The sequence below is a fragment of the Virgibacillus necropolis genome (assembly GCF_002224365.1).
Lineage (GTDB): Bacteria > Bacillota > Bacilli > Bacillales > Amphibacillaceae > Virgibacillus_F > Virgibacillus_F necropolis.
Map to the genome: position 1 here is coordinate 240332 of NZ_CP022437.1, position 16739 is coordinate 257070.

General features: G+C 37.7%; 15 protein-coding genes. All 15 read right to left on the reverse strand.

Annotated elements, in window-relative coordinates; genetic code table 11:
• Positions 1–4: 4 nt before the first annotated feature.
• Positions 5–1453 (reverse strand): bifunctional methyltransferase/pyrophosphohydrolase YabN, encoded by a 1449-nt coding sequence (locus CFK40_RS01315; RefSeq protein WP_089530306.1) that lies wholly within the window; start codon positions 1451–1453, stop codon positions 5–7.
• On the reverse strand, positions 1446–3038 hold the full coding sequence (locus tag CFK40_RS01320; RefSeq protein ID WP_089530307.1) for a putative polysaccharide biosynthesis protein: 1593 nt from the start codon (positions 3036–3038) through the stop codon (positions 1446–1448). The genes CFK40_RS01315 and CFK40_RS01320 overlap by 8 nt, the downstream gene beginning before the upstream one ends.
• Positions 3039–3434: 396 nt before the next feature.
• On the reverse strand, positions 3435–3971 hold the full coding sequence (spoVT, locus tag CFK40_RS01325) for a stage V sporulation protein T (RefSeq protein WP_089530308.1): 537 nt from the start codon (positions 3969–3971) through the stop codon (positions 3435–3437).
• A gap of 132 nt (positions 3972–4103) precedes the next feature.
• A complete protein-coding gene (gene mfd, locus CFK40_RS01330; protein WP_089530309.1) occupies positions 4104–7628 on the reverse strand; it encodes a transcription-repair coupling factor in 3525 nt (1174 codons plus the stop codon).
• A 164-nt stretch (positions 7629–7792) separates the two neighbouring features.
• Entirely contained in the window at positions 7793–8023 is a 231-nt protein-coding gene (locus CFK40_RS01335) for an anti-sigma-F factor Fin (RefSeq protein WP_089530310.1), read from the reverse strand.
• A gap of 119 nt (positions 8024–8142) precedes the next feature.
• A complete protein-coding gene (gene pth / locus CFK40_RS01340; RefSeq protein WP_089530311.1) occupies positions 8143–8700 on the reverse strand; it encodes an aminoacyl-tRNA hydrolase in 558 nt (185 codons plus the stop codon).
• 124 nt (positions 8701–8824) lie between these two features.
• Positions 8825–9463: a 50S ribosomal protein L25/general stress protein Ctc gene (locus CFK40_RS01345; protein ID WP_089530312.1), complete on the reverse strand. Its 639-nt coding sequence runs from the start codon at positions 9461–9463 to the stop codon at positions 8825–8827.
• A gap of 128 nt (positions 9464–9591) precedes the next feature.
• Positions 9592–10545: a ribose-phosphate diphosphokinase gene (locus CFK40_RS01350; protein WP_089530313.1), complete on the reverse strand. Its 954-nt coding sequence runs from the start codon at positions 10543–10545 to the stop codon at positions 9592–9594.
• A 15-nt stretch (positions 10546–10560) separates the two neighbouring features.
• On the reverse strand, positions 10561–11940 hold the full coding sequence (glmU, locus tag CFK40_RS01355; RefSeq protein WP_089530314.1) for a bifunctional UDP-N-acetylglucosamine diphosphorylase/glucosamine-1-phosphate N-acetyltransferase GlmU: 1380 nt from the start codon (positions 11938–11940) through the stop codon (positions 10561–10563).
• Positions 11941–12183: 243 nt separating this feature from the next.
• The gene (spoVG, locus tag CFK40_RS01360; RefSeq protein ID WP_089530315.1) at positions 12184–12474 is read right to left on the reverse strand and encodes a septation regulator SpoVG; all 291 of its coding nucleotides are present in this window, start codon (positions 12472–12474) and stop codon (positions 12184–12186) included.
• A gap of 416 nt (positions 12475–12890) precedes the next feature.
• Entirely contained in the window at positions 12891–13706 is an 816-nt protein-coding gene (gene purR / locus CFK40_RS01365; RefSeq protein ID WP_089530316.1) for a pur operon repressor, read from the reverse strand.
• Positions 13707–13763: 57 nt separating this feature from the next.
• On the reverse strand, positions 13764–14630 hold the full coding sequence (ispE, locus tag CFK40_RS01370) for a 4-(cytidine 5'-diphospho)-2-C-methyl-D-erythritol kinase (RefSeq protein ID WP_089530317.1): 867 nt from the start codon (positions 14628–14630) through the stop codon (positions 13764–13766).
• Between the two features lie 154 nt (positions 14631–14784).
• Positions 14785–14964 (reverse strand): small, acid-soluble spore protein, alpha/beta type, encoded by a 180-nt coding sequence (locus tag CFK40_RS01375; RefSeq protein WP_089530318.1) that lies wholly within the window; start codon positions 14962–14964, stop codon positions 14785–14787.
• Between the two features lie 158 nt (positions 14965–15122).
• Positions 15123–15386, reverse strand: coding sequence for a biofilm formation stimulator Veg (veg, locus tag CFK40_RS01380; protein ID WP_089530319.1), 264 nt, complete (start codon positions 15384–15386; stop codon positions 15123–15125).
• 303 nt (positions 15387–15689) lie between these two features.
• The gene (gene yabG, locus CFK40_RS01385) at positions 15690–16559 is read right to left on the reverse strand and encodes a sporulation peptidase YabG (protein ID WP_089530320.1); all 870 of its coding nucleotides are present in this window, start codon (positions 16557–16559) and stop codon (positions 15690–15692) included.
• Positions 16560–16739 lie beyond the last annotated feature (180 nt).

Below are 16739 nucleotides of genomic sequence, written 5' to 3' on the forward strand. Positions count from 1 at the left end.
ATTTTCACTCTTTTCTTTTTGCTTGATTCCAATAGTTATCCATCTCTTCTAATGATGCATCGGCAAGCTGTTTTCCTTCATCTGCAAGTTTTTCCTCTATATACCGAAAACGCGACATGAATTTTTGATTGGTTTGATTTAATGCTACTTCTGCATTTATTTTATAATACCTTGCTAAATTTGCAATGACAAATAGTACGTCACCAAATTCTTTCTCTATTTCGCTATCATCTTTATTATCAATTGCTTCCTTTACCTCAGCAATTTCTTCTTCTAGCTTTTGCCAAACTGGTTCTAGATTGTCCCATTCGAATCCAACCTTTGCTGCTTTCTCCTGCAACTCCGAGGCTTTTGAAAGAGATGGAAAGTGTTTTGGAACGCCATCTAAATATGATGGTCGTGCGTGGCCCTTTTCCTCTTGCTTAATCGTCTCCCAGGTTTTATACACTTCTGAAACAGTATCTGCCTTTGTATCACTAAATACATGGGGATGGCGGTGAATCATTTTATCTGTAATCGATTGAATGACATCGTCGATCATAAAATAGCCATTATCCTCACCAATCTGACTATGCAGCATGACTTGCAATAAAATATCGCCTAATTCTTCAATTATTCCTTCATCGTCCTGTTCATCTATCGCATCTATTAATTCATAGACCTCTTCTATCGCGTATTCTCGTAATGTTTCATGTGTTTGTGCTTGATCCCATGGACAGCCACCAGGACCGCGTAATGTGCTAATTACTTCTCTTAGTCGATTAAACGTATGATTCAACATGCCTGATGGAGCTGGTGGCACGTAGACACTCGTTAGATTACCTACTTCTAGCGCATGGTCAAGATCCTCAAGTGGGATAGTAGTAATTGTTTCTGATGTACTACCTGCCGCTTCTACGACTTTAATTAGATAGTCTGGCGGGAGATCCTCCAATAGGGCAAGCTTAACGTTTGATGCGATAAAAGCATCATACACTTGGCAAAATACAAGATGGCTTCGATAGTCTAATTGATTACGATTAAATGATGTCCCGTCAACAAACTGGAATCCGTCAATTGGATCGATTTTCAATGTAGTAAACAGGTCATCTAAATAACTTTGTCCACCGACAATTTCAACAGAAATATCGTTTTGCTCTAATAAAAGCTGTACGGTTTTTTCAGCAAGCATTGGATGTCCTGGTATTGTATAAATAATAGAAGAATTCCTAGCTTGTTCTAATAGCTCTTCTACAATTTTTACATAAACATCTTTAAATTGATTGTTATTTTCGTAGTAGTAATCAAATGCCTCAAAGCTAACACCTTCCTGTTTCAACGAATCGATAACAGGATGATCAGTTGTACGTGTATAGACACTTTGTTTATGACTGGTTAATTTTTTATATATGCCAAGAGGCAATTGATTGATGTCTCCTGCACCTAGCCCTATTACTTCGATTCTATTAGCCATAATTGTTCCTCCCTCTTTGAAACCGTATAAGAAATGATGCATATGGAAGCATCCGTAGTTGTTTTTCAGTAAATGCATGGAATTTAAGTAGTAGTAACAAATATATAATGGCACCTGATAGCGCTACAACTATAACATAAATAAATAACATAGACCGATCAACATACAAACTATCTGGAACTAGCAAATCTATCCCTCTAACATAGATGCCCATACCTCCGCTCGCTAGTACTAGTGCACGCCACCTAAGTTGTTTAAAGAAGTATAACTCTGGTAATTCTCTTTTTAATGCTAGAAAAACTACATAACATAAGAATAATAATGCCAATACAGTTGCAATTGCACTGCCCGTAATACCAAATAGTGGAACTAATAATTGATTGCCTAACCATTTTACAACCAATGAAAAAAGTATAAAAAGTGCTGTTCGCTTCATTCTGTTCAAGCCTTGTAAAATAGATATTGCAGTAATTGCTAATGAGCTAAAAACGATAGCTAGCATCAAGATACGAAGGCTGTCTGTTCCATTTTGATTTAAGAATAAAAGTCTATTTGCTTCTGGAAAAATGAGAATGATACCAACAGTTGCTCCAACCGTTAGAATGAAGCAAAACGATAACGCACTTCTTGCAAAATGGTAAGTTTCCTCTGGGCGTTTCTTCAACTTCTCCCTTGATAGATTCGGGATAAGTGCTAAGGCAAACGATGATCCTAGAACCGTACAGAGCTGGATTAATGGCTGTCCTCTATCAAATATACCTTTTGCCTCCATCGCAGCTACTTCTGTTAGGCCAAAGTCTTGTAATCCTGGAACAAGTGTAAATGCATCTGCCAGTTGAATAACCAACAAAATCATATGATTTAAGGCAGCAATCAACCCAAAAAACAAAAGCATTTTCAAGTAATAACCCCATGGAATAGTGTATTGACTCCTCGGCCATGGAGCTTGCTTTAAAAAAAACACCCCTAAAATAATAGTAGCTGCAATAGCTCCTGCTATAGCGGCAATTGCACCTGCCACGCCTATTGTATATATGTTCATCTGTTCGCTAGAGAATACGATAGCAGCTGCGATGATAATAAACACGCGGATCAACTGTTCACCAACCTGTGAAATTGCAGTAGGCCGCATTTGATAACTGCCTTGAAATACACCACGCATTAATGCTGTGAACGGTATTAGCAAAAACACAAATGCAGTTGTTTGAAGTGATTTCGTGAGATTAGGATCACCCATCAAGGTACCAATACCCGTTGCATTAAAATAAATAAAGCTAAAAATAGCCCCATTAATAATCACTAATATAAAGAAGAGCGGTATGTATAAACTTTTCAGGGAAATCGGCTTTCCTTGTGCATGAAAATCGTTTGTCATTTTTGATATAGCTGATGGAAATCCGTATAGTGCAAGGACAATCGCCATTCCAAGAAAAGGATATATCTGCTGGTAAATATAAAATCCTATATCGCCTGTTAAGTTCTGTAATGGAATCCGGTAACCAGCACTCAAAATTTTGCTGACGAAGCCCGCAAGCGTAAGGATTAATGCTCCTTTCACCAGATTGTTTGATTCATTTCCGCCCATGATTAACGCCTTTCTTCACAAACCCAATTTTTCTCATTATAGCAGACTATAAAAGCGGAGGCGACTGCTTAGCGACGTACAAATAGATAGGAGTCTGAAAGTACGGTGGACTTTCCGTACATTCATCGGGACTACCTATTTGCTAGTCGCTAGGAGCCACAGCTAGACTATAAAAGCGGAGGCGACTGCTCTGGGGTGACACGCATAAGAAAGGAACCGTAGAGTGCGTGCCCTTTGCACTCGGAGTGTTCATTGCTTATGTCGCGAACCCCAAGGAGCCGAAGCTAGATTATAAAAGCGGAGGCGACTGCTTGGTAGACAGCTAAACGCCAAAATTCCTTATTAAACAAGAAAAAGACCAACATTAAGTTTGCTGATCTTTTACCTCTTTACTAATTATTCCATTTGTTTCGCTAAGAAGGCTGATGCGGTTTCAATTCCTTTTTGTTCTACATTACTTAATTGTTTTCCTTCTCTTGCTAACATAATTACACAACCTATTGGATCACCGTTTGCAATAATTGGACTTATACAATAGGATGATAGCTCTTCATCTTTTCCTTGTAGAATTTCAACCGTTTTCGATTCTGTTTCAAATAATTGGGAACGACTTTCAATTGCCTTTTCTATTTGTTCACCAATATTTTTATTTAAGTAATCTTTCTTTGACTCTCCTGCAACCGCAATTATTTCATCTCGATCAGAAATTAATACTGGTTGATGTAAGGAGTCGAACAATGCTTCCGCATATTCTTTTGCGAAGCTTCCTAATTCATTTATAGGTGAATATTTTTTTAGAATAACTTCTCCTTCACGATCCACAAATATTTCTAAGGGATCCCCTTCACGAATACGCAATGTTCTTCTTATTTCTTTTGGAATAACTACCCTGCCCAAATCATCAATTCGACGCACGATTCCTGTTGCCTTCATTCTAATGTAGCCTCACTTTCCTATGATGATCATTTCTGGTTCCATTTCCACTTTTACATAGAACTTGAAGAAAACACCAGTTGTAAATTTAGTATGATTCATCTGGAAAAAACTATGCATTAAAAGTAATTTTTAATCGTTCCGGTTAACACTAGCTAGTTGTTCCATAAACTGTGTTGCTAATTCATAACGTTTATGTTCTGCATCTTTAGGCCATTGGATTGTAATTTTCAACTTTTTATTATCCGTTCCAAGTTGAACTCCACGTCCAAATTCATTTGCAAGGGTAAACAATTTGGAACCATCAATTTGTTGACTACGGTTTTCGTCAACAAGCAATTCCATTTTTTTACCTTTTTCAGTAATTGATTCAACACGCTCATTTCTAGCATGCATTTTCATCGATGATACATCAAACAAATTTGCTACTTCTTCTGGATAATCGCCAAAACGATCAACTAATTCCTCTCGTAAATCTTCAAAGTCGTCATCAGATGTTAACGTTTGAAAGCGTTTATACATATCGATTTTTTGCTTCTCATCCTTAATATAGGTATCTGGAATATAGGCATCCGTTTTAAGTGCAAGCTCTGGCTCGAATTGCTTCATATCGATGACGTCTTTGCCAAACTTTCTTGCTTCTATGGCATCGGTTAACATTTTGGAATACATATCAAACCCGACTGAATCGATAAATCCATGCTGCTGTGAACCCAACAAGTTACCTGCTCCACGAATAGACAAATCTCGCATTGCAATTTTAAACCCTGACCCAAGCTCAGTAAACTCTTTAATTGCTTGTAAACGTTTTTCTGCAACTTCTGTCAGTACCTTATCCTTTTTATAGGTAAAATATGCGTAAGCAACTCTATTCGAACGACCAACTCTTCCACGTAATTGATAAAGCTGACTTAGCCCCATCCGATCAGCATCGTATACAATTAATGTATTTACATTCGGTATATCTACACCTGTTTCAATGATGGTCGTACTAACTAGAACATCAAACTCTCCTTCCAAGAAGCCAAACATGACATTTTCAAGCTCGGTTTCGTTCATCCGCCCGTGGGCAACTGCAATTTTAGCATCATCCACTAGGGTGCCAATCTCTCGAGCAATTGAATCAATATTTTCTACACGATTATAGAGGAAAAACACCTGCCCACCTCGGGACATTTCCCGTTCGATTGCTTCTCTAATAAGAATCGGATTGTACTCCAACACATAGGTTTGAATTGGAAACCGGTTCTCCGGTGGTGTTTCAATCACGGATAAGTCCCGAACCCCAAGCATGGACATATGCAGGGTACGTGGAATTGGTGTTGCAGTTAACGTTAATACATCAACATTTGTCTTCATTTGTTTAATTTTTTCTTTATGTTTTACACCAAATCGTTGTTCTTCATCAACGACTAACAATCCTAAATCACGGTATACTACATCCTTTGATAATAAACGATGGGTACCGATTACAATATCAACTATTCCGCTTTTCAATCCAGCAGTTGTTTCCTTGAGTTGTTTTTTAGTTCGGAATCGACTGAGTAATCCAATCGTAACAGCTTGGTCCTGGAATCGTTCGCGAATAGTTTCGTAATGTTGTTGCGCAAGTATAGTTGTAGGTACTAGGATAGCAACCTGTTTACCATCTGCAACGGCCTTAAATGCAGCTCGAATTGCCACTTCCGTTTTACCGTATCCAACATCACCACATAACAATCGATCCATTGGACGTTCCTTTTCCATATCTTGTTTAATTTCCACGATACATCTAATTTGATCCTCTGTTTCTTGATAAGGAAAAGCCGCTTCAAATTCACGTTGCATTTCTGTTTCTTCTGAAAATGCATACCCTTTTTGTGCTTCTCGTTCAGCATAAAGCTTGATTAAGTCGTCCGCAATATCCTCGACTGATGATTGAACCTTTTTCTTAACCTTAGCCCATTCACTACCACCTAATTTGTATAGTTTCGGTTCTTTCCCCTCTGAACCAACAAATTTTTGGACCAAATCTATTTGGTCAATAGGAACAAAGAGCTTGTCATCACTGGCATAGCGAATCAGCATATAATCTTTGTGCATATCACTCATTTCAAGTGTTTCAATACCGATATATTTACCTATACCATGGTTTGCGTGAACAACATAGTCGCCAATTTTTAATTCCTGATAGCTTTTAATCCGTTCAGCATTGGATATCTTTTGTCTTTTTCTGACCCGCTTTGTTTTTTTCTTAAATAATTCATTTTCCGTGATTAATACCAATTTATGCATTGGCAGTTCAATCCCACTGCTAATATTCCCAATCGCGATGGTAGGTTTCTCAACTGGTAATTTTAAACTTTTTGCCATGGTTGCTTCAATGTCATAATCTGCAAAAATGGAATGAATCTTTTCCATACGCTTTTTGTTTGGTACTAAGATGACAACGGAGGATTCACTTTTCATCCAACGTTTTAATTCATTTTTAAATAGATGCATTTGACCGTGAAACTCCTGCATCGAACGAGATGATAGATTAATGATGTTTTGTGGTTGTGTATTAGGAATATGTCGCATAAATACAGACATATACAACCGTGGCTGCTCCATCTTTTGCCATACTTCATGCCAATCAAACGAAAATTTACTGTTTTTTACCATTTTGTTCGCTTCAAGTAAATTGCTATACCATTCTGCCTCTTCCGTATCGATGTTCGTAGCCGTTTCCTGAATTCTACTCATTTCGTCTAAGATAATTAGACCATTCTTTGGTAAATAATCTAACAAACTAGCAGGATCCTTATAGAGAAACCCAATATACTTGTACATTTCTTGAAAATGCTCAAGATTTTTTAATCGCTCAAGATCCTGATTTAGCGCTTCTGATAATGCTTCCTTAGCCTCGTTCGATTTTAACTTCTTTAGCGTTTCTGCTAATTCAGTTTCTATTCGATTCGCTCCTGAAAGTAAATCCTCTTCCGTTAATAGCAGCTCTGTTGCAGGTCCGATAGTAACCTCTTTCTTTTTATCCAATGAGCGCTGCGTCTCTGCATCAAAGTAACGTATGGAGTCTACCTCTTCATCAAAAAGTTCAATCCGAATAGGATGGGCCTCAGTAATAGGATAGATATCTATAATCCCACCACGACGGCTAAACTCACCAGGGGTTGTCACCATTGTTTGGCGTTCATAACCCATATCTACAAGTGAGTTTAGATAGGTATCTATATCAATATCTTCACCAAGCCGAAAATGAAGTTGATACTTTTCCCAATAGCTTGTTGGTGGTAAAATTCGCTTCAATGCAGTAACAGGAGCAATCAAAATCCCTGATTTTTTTTTCGACCATTCTGTCAATGCTTCAATTCGTTGACTTCTTAATTCTGGGCTAGCGATTGCAATTTCCGACGCAATTAGTTCATTAACTGGATATAAGTGAACATTCTGATCACCCATAAACTCTGACAAATCATCGTATAATTGCTGTGCTTGGACTAGTTGGTGTGTAATCAACAGCACAGGTTTGTCAATAGAATCCTCAATAACAGAAACTAGCAAGCTCCTGGCCGATCCTGAAAGTCCCGCTACAAGTTGTTCCTGCATCCCAGATTCAATTCCACTTATAATAGACTTTATATCATCTTTTGATTCTAAAAACGTATCAATACCCTTCAAAGTAAAAACCCCCAAATGTTGTGTAAAAAGCGAAAGTGTATGTTAACGATGGCTGATATAGTCCTACTCATGAGAGTTACATCTTCCATACTATGTATAGTTATTTCTGTATTGCCAAGCGCAAAAATGCTTTGGTTAAAGAACCAAAGCTTTGCTCGACTATTCTATTGTATAAAAAAATCAAGTTCGTGATAATGCGGATTCTGTCCTAGCGCCGCTTCGCAATTTTCGCAAATGGTTTTAATTTGTACATCTCCATTCTGCTTAAATTGTATCATTTCTTTTTGTTCCTCAGCTGACAATTTATCAATACCGAGCGTTGCGGAATCAACAATTGGTTGATCTATTTTTCCAACTTCATTCCCGCAATGTCTACAAGTATAGACAATAGACATAAAATACCTCCTCGAATAAACATGGGGTATCCTAGAGTTTATCCGAAATGTGTAATTTTATACCCGATCTCGTTATGTGATAGGAGTTTTTTAATCACTAATTAGGTTATTTACATCTTTTAATTATATTCATTCATAACTTCTATAAACGGTTTTTCTAGCCAGGCTTCAAAGACGTCTGCGGCTTTTGTTACACTATCTTGTACATCGTCTTTTTGTTCTTTTGGGAAAGAACCTAATACGTAGTCAATTACGGGTTGTGGTGTATCAGGTCGTCCGACACCGATTCTAATCCGTTTGAACTCTTTCGTACCTAAATGGTTAATGGTTGATTTAATCCCATTATGGCCGCCAGGGCCGCCTTTTTGACGTAATCGGATTTTGCCAGTTGGTAGATCTAAATCATCATAAACAACAACTACATCTTCCGTTGCGATATCATAATAATCCATTAGAGGTCTGATTGCTTCACCTGACAAATTCATATACGTTTGTGGTTGAAGTAGCAATACCTTGTTACTACCAATATGTTCAAGGGCATATTTCCCATTAAACTTCGATTTATTTAGGTCAAATGAATGACGACGCAATAACTCGTCAATTACCATAAATCCAATGTTATGGCGAGTTGTACGATATTTTTCACCTGGATTTCCAAGCCCAACTATACATTTCATTATGCTACTTCCTTTATTTGAAATAATATATATTCTTCTACATACAACAATCCCTCCTAAAAGAGTGCATCTATCTTACTCTCTCTCACAGGAGGGCCAAGTTGTATTATATTTTATTAATCTTCTACTTTTCTTCCTTATCGTCAGGTTCTGCGCCTACTAATTCTGGCTCAGCATCCTCATCTGATTCTTCGCCTTCAATATCTTCTACAGTATCTGGTGGTACAACCGTTACGATGGTTGTATCTGCATCCTCAAGAAACTCGTAATTCTTTCCTGCTGGTAAGTCAGCTATAGAGATACTGTCGCCGATTTCTAGTTTAGATACATCTACTGAAATTTCTTCTGGAATATCACCTGGTTTTGCGCGTACCTGCAATTCATGCATTGTTTGTTGTAAGACGCCACCATCTTTTGCACCTTGAGCTTCTCCTTCTACATTAAATGGTACCTCAACGTCCATTTCCTCGGACATATTTACAATATAAAAATCTACGTGTACTAGTTCATCTTTAATCGGATTCATTTGATAATCATGCAGCATTACATCTACAGAAGAATCATTTTCGATATCTAATGAAATAATTGCGTTTCTACCTTCATCACGAACTGTTTTTATTAAATCAACACTATCTACCGCTATAGCCTTGGATTCCTTTTTCTTCCCATAAACTACACCAGGAACATGCCCAATTTGCCTTGTATTTTTCAGTGCTGAACGTTCTTGACTATTACGTAATGTTGCTTTTAATTTTACTGCCATCTTTTACACCCTCCATTATTTAACAAACTTAGCATCTGCCAAGCTTAAATTCCTTTTCACTTATTAAGTAAACTATCGAATTGCATTACTACTCATTATTATTTCCCGTATTCATTTACTTTTAAACCTTAATCAAACAGTATGCTTACAGATTTCATTTCATGAACGCGTATAATAGCTTCACCAATTAATGGCGCTACAGAGAGTTGCGTAATTTTATCAATATACTTGTCCGTTTCTAAAGGAATAGAGTTTGTTATAACTAGTTCTTTTATTTTTGAATTCTCGATACGCTCAATTGCAGGTCCCGATAACACTGGATGCGTACAACAAGCATAAACTTCCGTCGCTCCATTTTCAATTAAGGCATTAGCAGCAAGTGTAATTGTTCCCGCTGTATCGATTATATCATCAATCAAAATAGCAGTTTTCCCTTCAATATTACCAACAATATTCATGACCTCTGCAACATTTGGACGGGGCCTACGTTTATCGATGATACCAATTGGAGCTTTTAGACGATCTGCCATTTTTCTTGCACGTGTTACACCACCATGATCTGGGGAAACAACAATAATATCCTCAAAGTTTTTCTTCTCAAAGTAATCAGATAAAATTGGCACACCTTGCAAGTGGTCAATTGGCATATCGAAAAACCCTTGAATTTGCGGTGCGTGCAGGTCTAGTGTGATCACACGGTCTGCACCAGCAGTTTCCAATAGATTCGCAAGTAGTTTAGCTGTAATCGGTTCCCTGGAACGAGCTTTACGATCCTGACGTGCGTATCCATAGTAAGGCATTACAATGTTAATAGATCTAGCAGATGCACGTTTGCATGCATCAATCATAATAAGTAATTCCATGATGTGTTGATTAACTGGGGAGCTTGTTGACTGAACAACATAAACATCACAACCGCGAATGCTTTCTTCAATATTAATCTGTATCTCACCATCACTAAATGCAGCAACAGTACATTCGCCTAGAGTAGTTCCAATATGATTTGCAATTTCTTCTGCCAATTTACGGTTTGAGTTCAACGTAAATACCTTCAAAGATTGATCTTTATAGCCTGATGTCATGAAAAAAACCCTCCGTTAATCTTTTTTTCTATTTTTTAACTTTTTTGCGTATCCTTCTTTATTCTCTTGCCGTGCACGACCAATAGACAAGGAATCGTCTGGAACATCTTTTGTAATAGTAGAACCAGCTGCTACAAACGAACCCTTACCAATTGTTACAGGTGCTACTAAGTTTGCGTTACAACCTATGAAAGCATCATCATCTATTTTTGTTAAGAATTTATTCTCACCATCGTAATTAACCGTAATTGTTCCACAGCCGACATTAACGTTGGACCCAATTTCTGCATCACCAATATAACTCAGATGGGAAACTTTACTTTGATTGCCTATAACAGATTTTTTAACCTCGACAAAGTTACCAATTTTCACTTCATTGCCTATCGAAGCTTGTGGTCTGATATGTGCATATGGCCCAATATTCACTCGGGCTCCAATTTGACTATCACTCGCAACACTTTGGCGAATAACCGTTTCTTCCCCTACAAGGCAATTAGATACCTCTGTATGCGGACCGATTTCGGCATTACTTTTAATTGATGAATTCCCATTAATAATAGATCCAGGATGAATAAGTACATCTTGTTCTATTATAACATCTGGGCCAATATATGTGTTGTCAGGGTCAATAATCGTTACGCCATTACGCATATGTCTTTCGTTAATACGCTTTTTCATCACTTTTTCTGCTTGCGCTAATGCCACCCGGTCGTTTACCCCTAAAGTTTCTTCATCATTTGGAGTTAAAAATGCAGACACTTTTTCATCTTTATTACGCAAGATTTCTATTACATCTGGCAGGTAATATTCTCCTTGTGCGTTATCGTTAGATACCTCTTTTAACGCTTGAAAAAGTGCTTGATTATCAAAACAATATGTACCAGTATTTATTTCATTAACTGCTAGCTCAGCTTCATTCGCATCCTTTTGTTCGACAATGCGTTCTACTTCATGCTGATCATTTCTAATGACACGACCATACCCGGTAGGGCTTTCCACCTTAGTTGTTAGGATCGTAGCCTTTGCATTTTCTTGTTCGTGGTGGTTAAAAAGCGCTTTGAATGTTTCATCAGTGATTAACGGTGTATCACCACAAACAACAATCGTTGTTCCTACTTTATCCTTCAGTATTTCTTCCGCTTGTTGCACCGCGTGGCCAGTCCCTAATTGTTCCTTTTGGACAATAAATTTACTCTCTCCGCCAACCTTTTCTATAACAGCTTCAGCACCAAAACCTACTATTGTCACAATTTCATTTAAGTTTACCGTTTTAATTTGATTCATTACATGTTGTACCATTGGCCGGCCCATAACTGGATGAAGTACTTTATATAATTTTGATTTCATTCTGGTGCCTTGACCTGCTGCAAGAATAACAGCATACCGATTTTTCATGAAGTAACCTCCATTCTAATTATCCATTATGAATATATCTTAAAAAGCAAACCATTTCAACAAATACAGACAGATGAGATATTTTTTATGGGGAGTTATTTTTTTCCAGAAGATATAAGTTTTGGACCTTATCTGTTTAGCTATTGCTCTTAACGGCTAAGCAAGCCTTTTGTTTTTTTGTATAAAAAAAGGGAAGGCTAATCTGCCCTAAGATTAGTCCTTCCCTTGGTGATCATATGTTATTTAGGAAGCTCCGGCCTCTTCAAATTCTACCTCAGCTTCGCCCACACGTCGATATTCTTCTAGTACTGCATCCTGAATCTTCCCACGCGTTCCTGAATTGATTGGGTGTGCGATATCTCTAAACTCGCCATCAGGAGTACGTTTGGATGGCATTGCTACAAATAATCCATTATTTCCGTCTATTACACGGATATCATGAACCACGAATTCCTGATCTAACGTAATGGAAGCAATTGCTCGCATTCTTCCTTCCGTGTTTACGCGGCGTAGTCTTACGTCAGTTATTTCCATGATGTTTCACCACCTTTTCCCTTTTGAACTTACTTACCATAATTCTACAAAACATAGATAATTCCTGCTAAATTTTAAAAAAAATTTAAAAATTAAATTAAAAAGGAGAAAAACAAGAATGATTGGTTACCATTTCACTGTTTTCCTCCAATTATAAAGATAAGACCCTAAAAGAAGTTGTTCAAAAAGTCATCAAATGATAAACGGTGAATTTCTTCGTTGCGCAGTTTTTCCGGTCCTCACGTATTAAAAGCATAGAGGAACTTCTACTAAAACCGTCCACGTCCTATGGACAACGTAGAAGTCAGCACATCCTGTGCAAGTCCGGTCCTCAAAATCTTCGCGCCTTGAACTTCTTGTTTCTAATTCGCCGACTTTTTGAACACACAATAAAAGAAAGATTTTATCTTTTGACCTTATTTCGCCTGAAAATTACCGGGACGAACATCAATTTGTTTTTGTTTCAAGTCTACGTGTGTAATTTTTACCAAAGACAAGTAATCTTCAACAACACGTTCATCCTCTTCATCGTCTGCTTCTGCTAAAACGGCGATTCCTTTAACATTAGCATTAAATTCTGCTAGTAAACTTACCATACCATTAATGGTGCCACCAGCTTTCATAAAATCATCAATAATACAAACATTTGCGCCTTCCTTCAAGCTCCTTTTTGGAAGAACCATGGTTTGGATTTTTCTAGACGATCCAGATACGTAATTAATACTTACGGATGACCCTTCTGTAACCATTGGGTCACGTCTGACAATTATAACTGGAACATTCAAAAATGACGCAACCGCATACGCTAAAGGGATTCCCTTTGTTGCAACAGTTACAACAGCGTCAATAGTAGATTCTGTAAATTTTGATGCGAAAATACGACCGATTTGTTTAACCAATGCCGGGTTTCCTAGAAGATCGCTCATATAAAGATAGCCACCTGGTAATAAACGCTCAGGGTCTTCTAGCGTTTCACATAAATCGTCAATAAATTGATTGCTTTTATTCGCAGCATAGTCTGGTATGTATTTCACTCCACCTGCAGCTCCAGCAATCGTTTCCAAACGTCCGATTCCCTCGCCTAAAAAAACTCTATCAATAATATCTAAATCCTCGCTAATAGAAGACTTCGCAGCATTATATAGCTTAGAAAAATGTGGTAAAGATATATGTTCCCTAGGGTTTTCCAAAAAATAATTTGTTAACGCAACTAACCGATCACTTCTTCTCATCTCGACACCTCTAAAAACCGAATATTTATTATTAAATATATCACTTTTATACGTGTTTTAGCAAGTGTTCGAATGACCAATTACTCGAACAACATATACCTCATCACAAAATCCTCGAAGACCATTGTATATTCGAACTGCTTTATGTTGATGTTCAACAAGTCCAACAACCGTCGGGCCACTTCCGCTCATGAGGACACCTTTAGCACCAGCTAATATCATCTTTTCTTTTATACGTTGTACATTCGGGTATAACGATGTAGTTACGGTTTCTAAAACATTGCCAACATGGTTACAAAGTTCATTAAATTCTTGCTTCTTAATCGCGTTTAATATTTTTGTTGTATTTGGATGCGTTATATTCTCCAATGTTAATCGATTAAAAATCACCCTGGTGGATACTCCAATATTTGGTTTAGCCAGTATAGCCCAAGTTATTGGCGGGGGAGGTAGTTCCTGAATAATTTCTCCCCTTCCCTTTGCAAGGGCTGTTGATCCATAAACACAAAATGGTACATCTGAGCCAATACTAGCACCAAGGTCGGCTAATTCAGACAAAGGTATATCTAGCCCCCATAGCTTGTTCAATCCGCGCAAGACAGCGGCAGCATCACTGCTACCTCCTCCTAAACCAGCAGATACGGGAATATTTTTTTCTATGTCAATTCGTACACCTTGTGTGATATGGTATTTGTTTTTTAGAGCATGCGCAGCTTTAAATGCCAAATTCCGTTCATCGTTTGGCACATACTGATTATCTGCAGATACGGCAATATGATCAACCTCTAAAGAAGTTAATGCAACACGGTCAGACAAATCAACCGTTGTCATCACCATTTCCACATCATGATATCCATCTTCACGCTTGCCAAGCACATCTAACGACAATGTAATTTTTGCCGGTGCATTCTCAAAAAACATCATATTAACACCACCCCACAAAATCTAAACAAATTGTATCATATTTTATAAGGAGGTACGACTATTAGAAAATCGTGATGGCCTGGTCAGTAGCGAAAGGCATATACATTTGGAGTAAATACCTGCTCTTTTGAAGTATAGAAAAAAGACAAACCCATTAGGGTCTGTCTTTTTGTTGCATGCCTTGCTCAGCCATTTCAATTGCTCGTTTCACCATGTTCCCTGCATCTCTTGCTTTAATGCCGCCCCAGCCTTCTTGCTGTACGGTGTCGTAAAAGCCTAACTCTTTAGCAATTTCTTCTTTCAATTGATTAGACATCATACTTCGTCTTCCCATGAAAGAACAACCCCTTTCTACTTGAGCACCCTTGTTACGACAGTTATAGCTTGTGTACATAAACAAAACATACACCCGTTATATGTATGCAGAAAAGGAAATATTAAGTAAGAAGTAAGCTCTCTAAAATATAAAAAGAAGCAGTAAACAAATGTTTACTACTCCATAACCATTGCTGTTGTTCTATCATCTTGGAAGCTTAGTTCTACTGTTTCTGTTAAAACGTCTGCATAGCTGTATGAAACACGTTCGAAGGCGTTTTCGTCTTGATCAAGCTCAACAATGAATACGGACGGATAAGTTTCTGCCAGAACTCCGCATCGTTCAATCGTTTTTCTTCTTCCACCGTTGGCTTTCAATTTTAATCGTTTACCAATGTGACCTTCAAGACCTTGCTTAATTTCTATTAATGTTTTAGCCAATACACTCCACCTCACTCCTTATATTGTAGCACGTGCTTGTATTAACAGTCAAGTAAAACTTTATATTATAACAATATATCTTTTTTGATGTCAACAACTATTTCACGTTTTGCTGTTATTATTTCAAAAAAGTAGAAAAATATGTATGGATATTGAAGAAATTAGATGTATTTCCAAATTAAACGCAAAATAGCAAAATGTTGACTGTAGATTTTCTTAGAAGACCTTGGATTGTCGCCAAGAACTAATGGCGATAAACCAAGTTTTCTAAGAAGCGAAGAAAATGAAAGTTTACATATTTAGTTACTCACCGGGTGGTTCCTCTAAAAACGGCATACCGGTGCGTAGGAGACCCCGCGTTTCTAATCCACCCATTCCCTTTTCACCGGTCAATGTATTGCTTAAAACATCCCATACGCTCACCTTTTCCATAAAAGGTGTATATGCTATTTTTGCTGCAATATAAACAGGGTCAAGAGCATGGATGTTAACTCTGGAAGGTGAACTAGCATAATTAGCACCTGCACGTATAAGCGATTCAAAGTGGGATTGACATGCACCAGCGAAAATTACAAGTTGATCTAATTGTGGGACGGCCTGCCTTGCTTCTCTGACTGCTTCAACGAAATATTTAGAATGACGATAAGCACGAAGATCATTTCTTGTTCCCTTGTTCTTTGAAAAGGAATCATGACCAGTGATGACAATAATATCTGGTTGGATTTTTTCAATTAATGGCCCTATTTCTAGCGGCATATCCTTTTCATTTAAATAAACCCCATGCACGTGCAGGCCAATACGTTGATATAACTCAATACATTTTTTTAAATAATTTCGGTCCCCATCAATATGCAATACCTTTGCAGGTAAGTGAAAATAGGATGATTCATGGTGAAATCCATCTGTTGCCTGGTAATCCCGTTTTTCTTTCATAAACTGATAATCCTGACGAAATAATCGATAGGAAAACTCTTCTTCTTCTTTTTCTTTTTCACGTTTTTTAACTAAATCCCTTTCTTCCACACGAACAAGATCGACTAATGGTGCATCTACTTCTAACCGTAAATCCTTCCCATGTAACGTAGCATGATCGGTTGATATAGAAGAAATGCGAAATAATAAATCATGTTTATATGAAATTCGAGAAACGATATCACCTGTTATCAAGTCCATTATGCCACCTCACAGCCTTCAAGCTATCCGAAAGCTTTCATATACCATAACGTATGTAAAAAGACTGGGTATGTGCATAGAAAAGCGAAGGCGACTGTTCAGAAGCTGACGCATAAGCAAGGAACCGTAGAATGCACGGGCTTAGCATTCGGAGTGTTCATTGCTTATGACGACAACTTC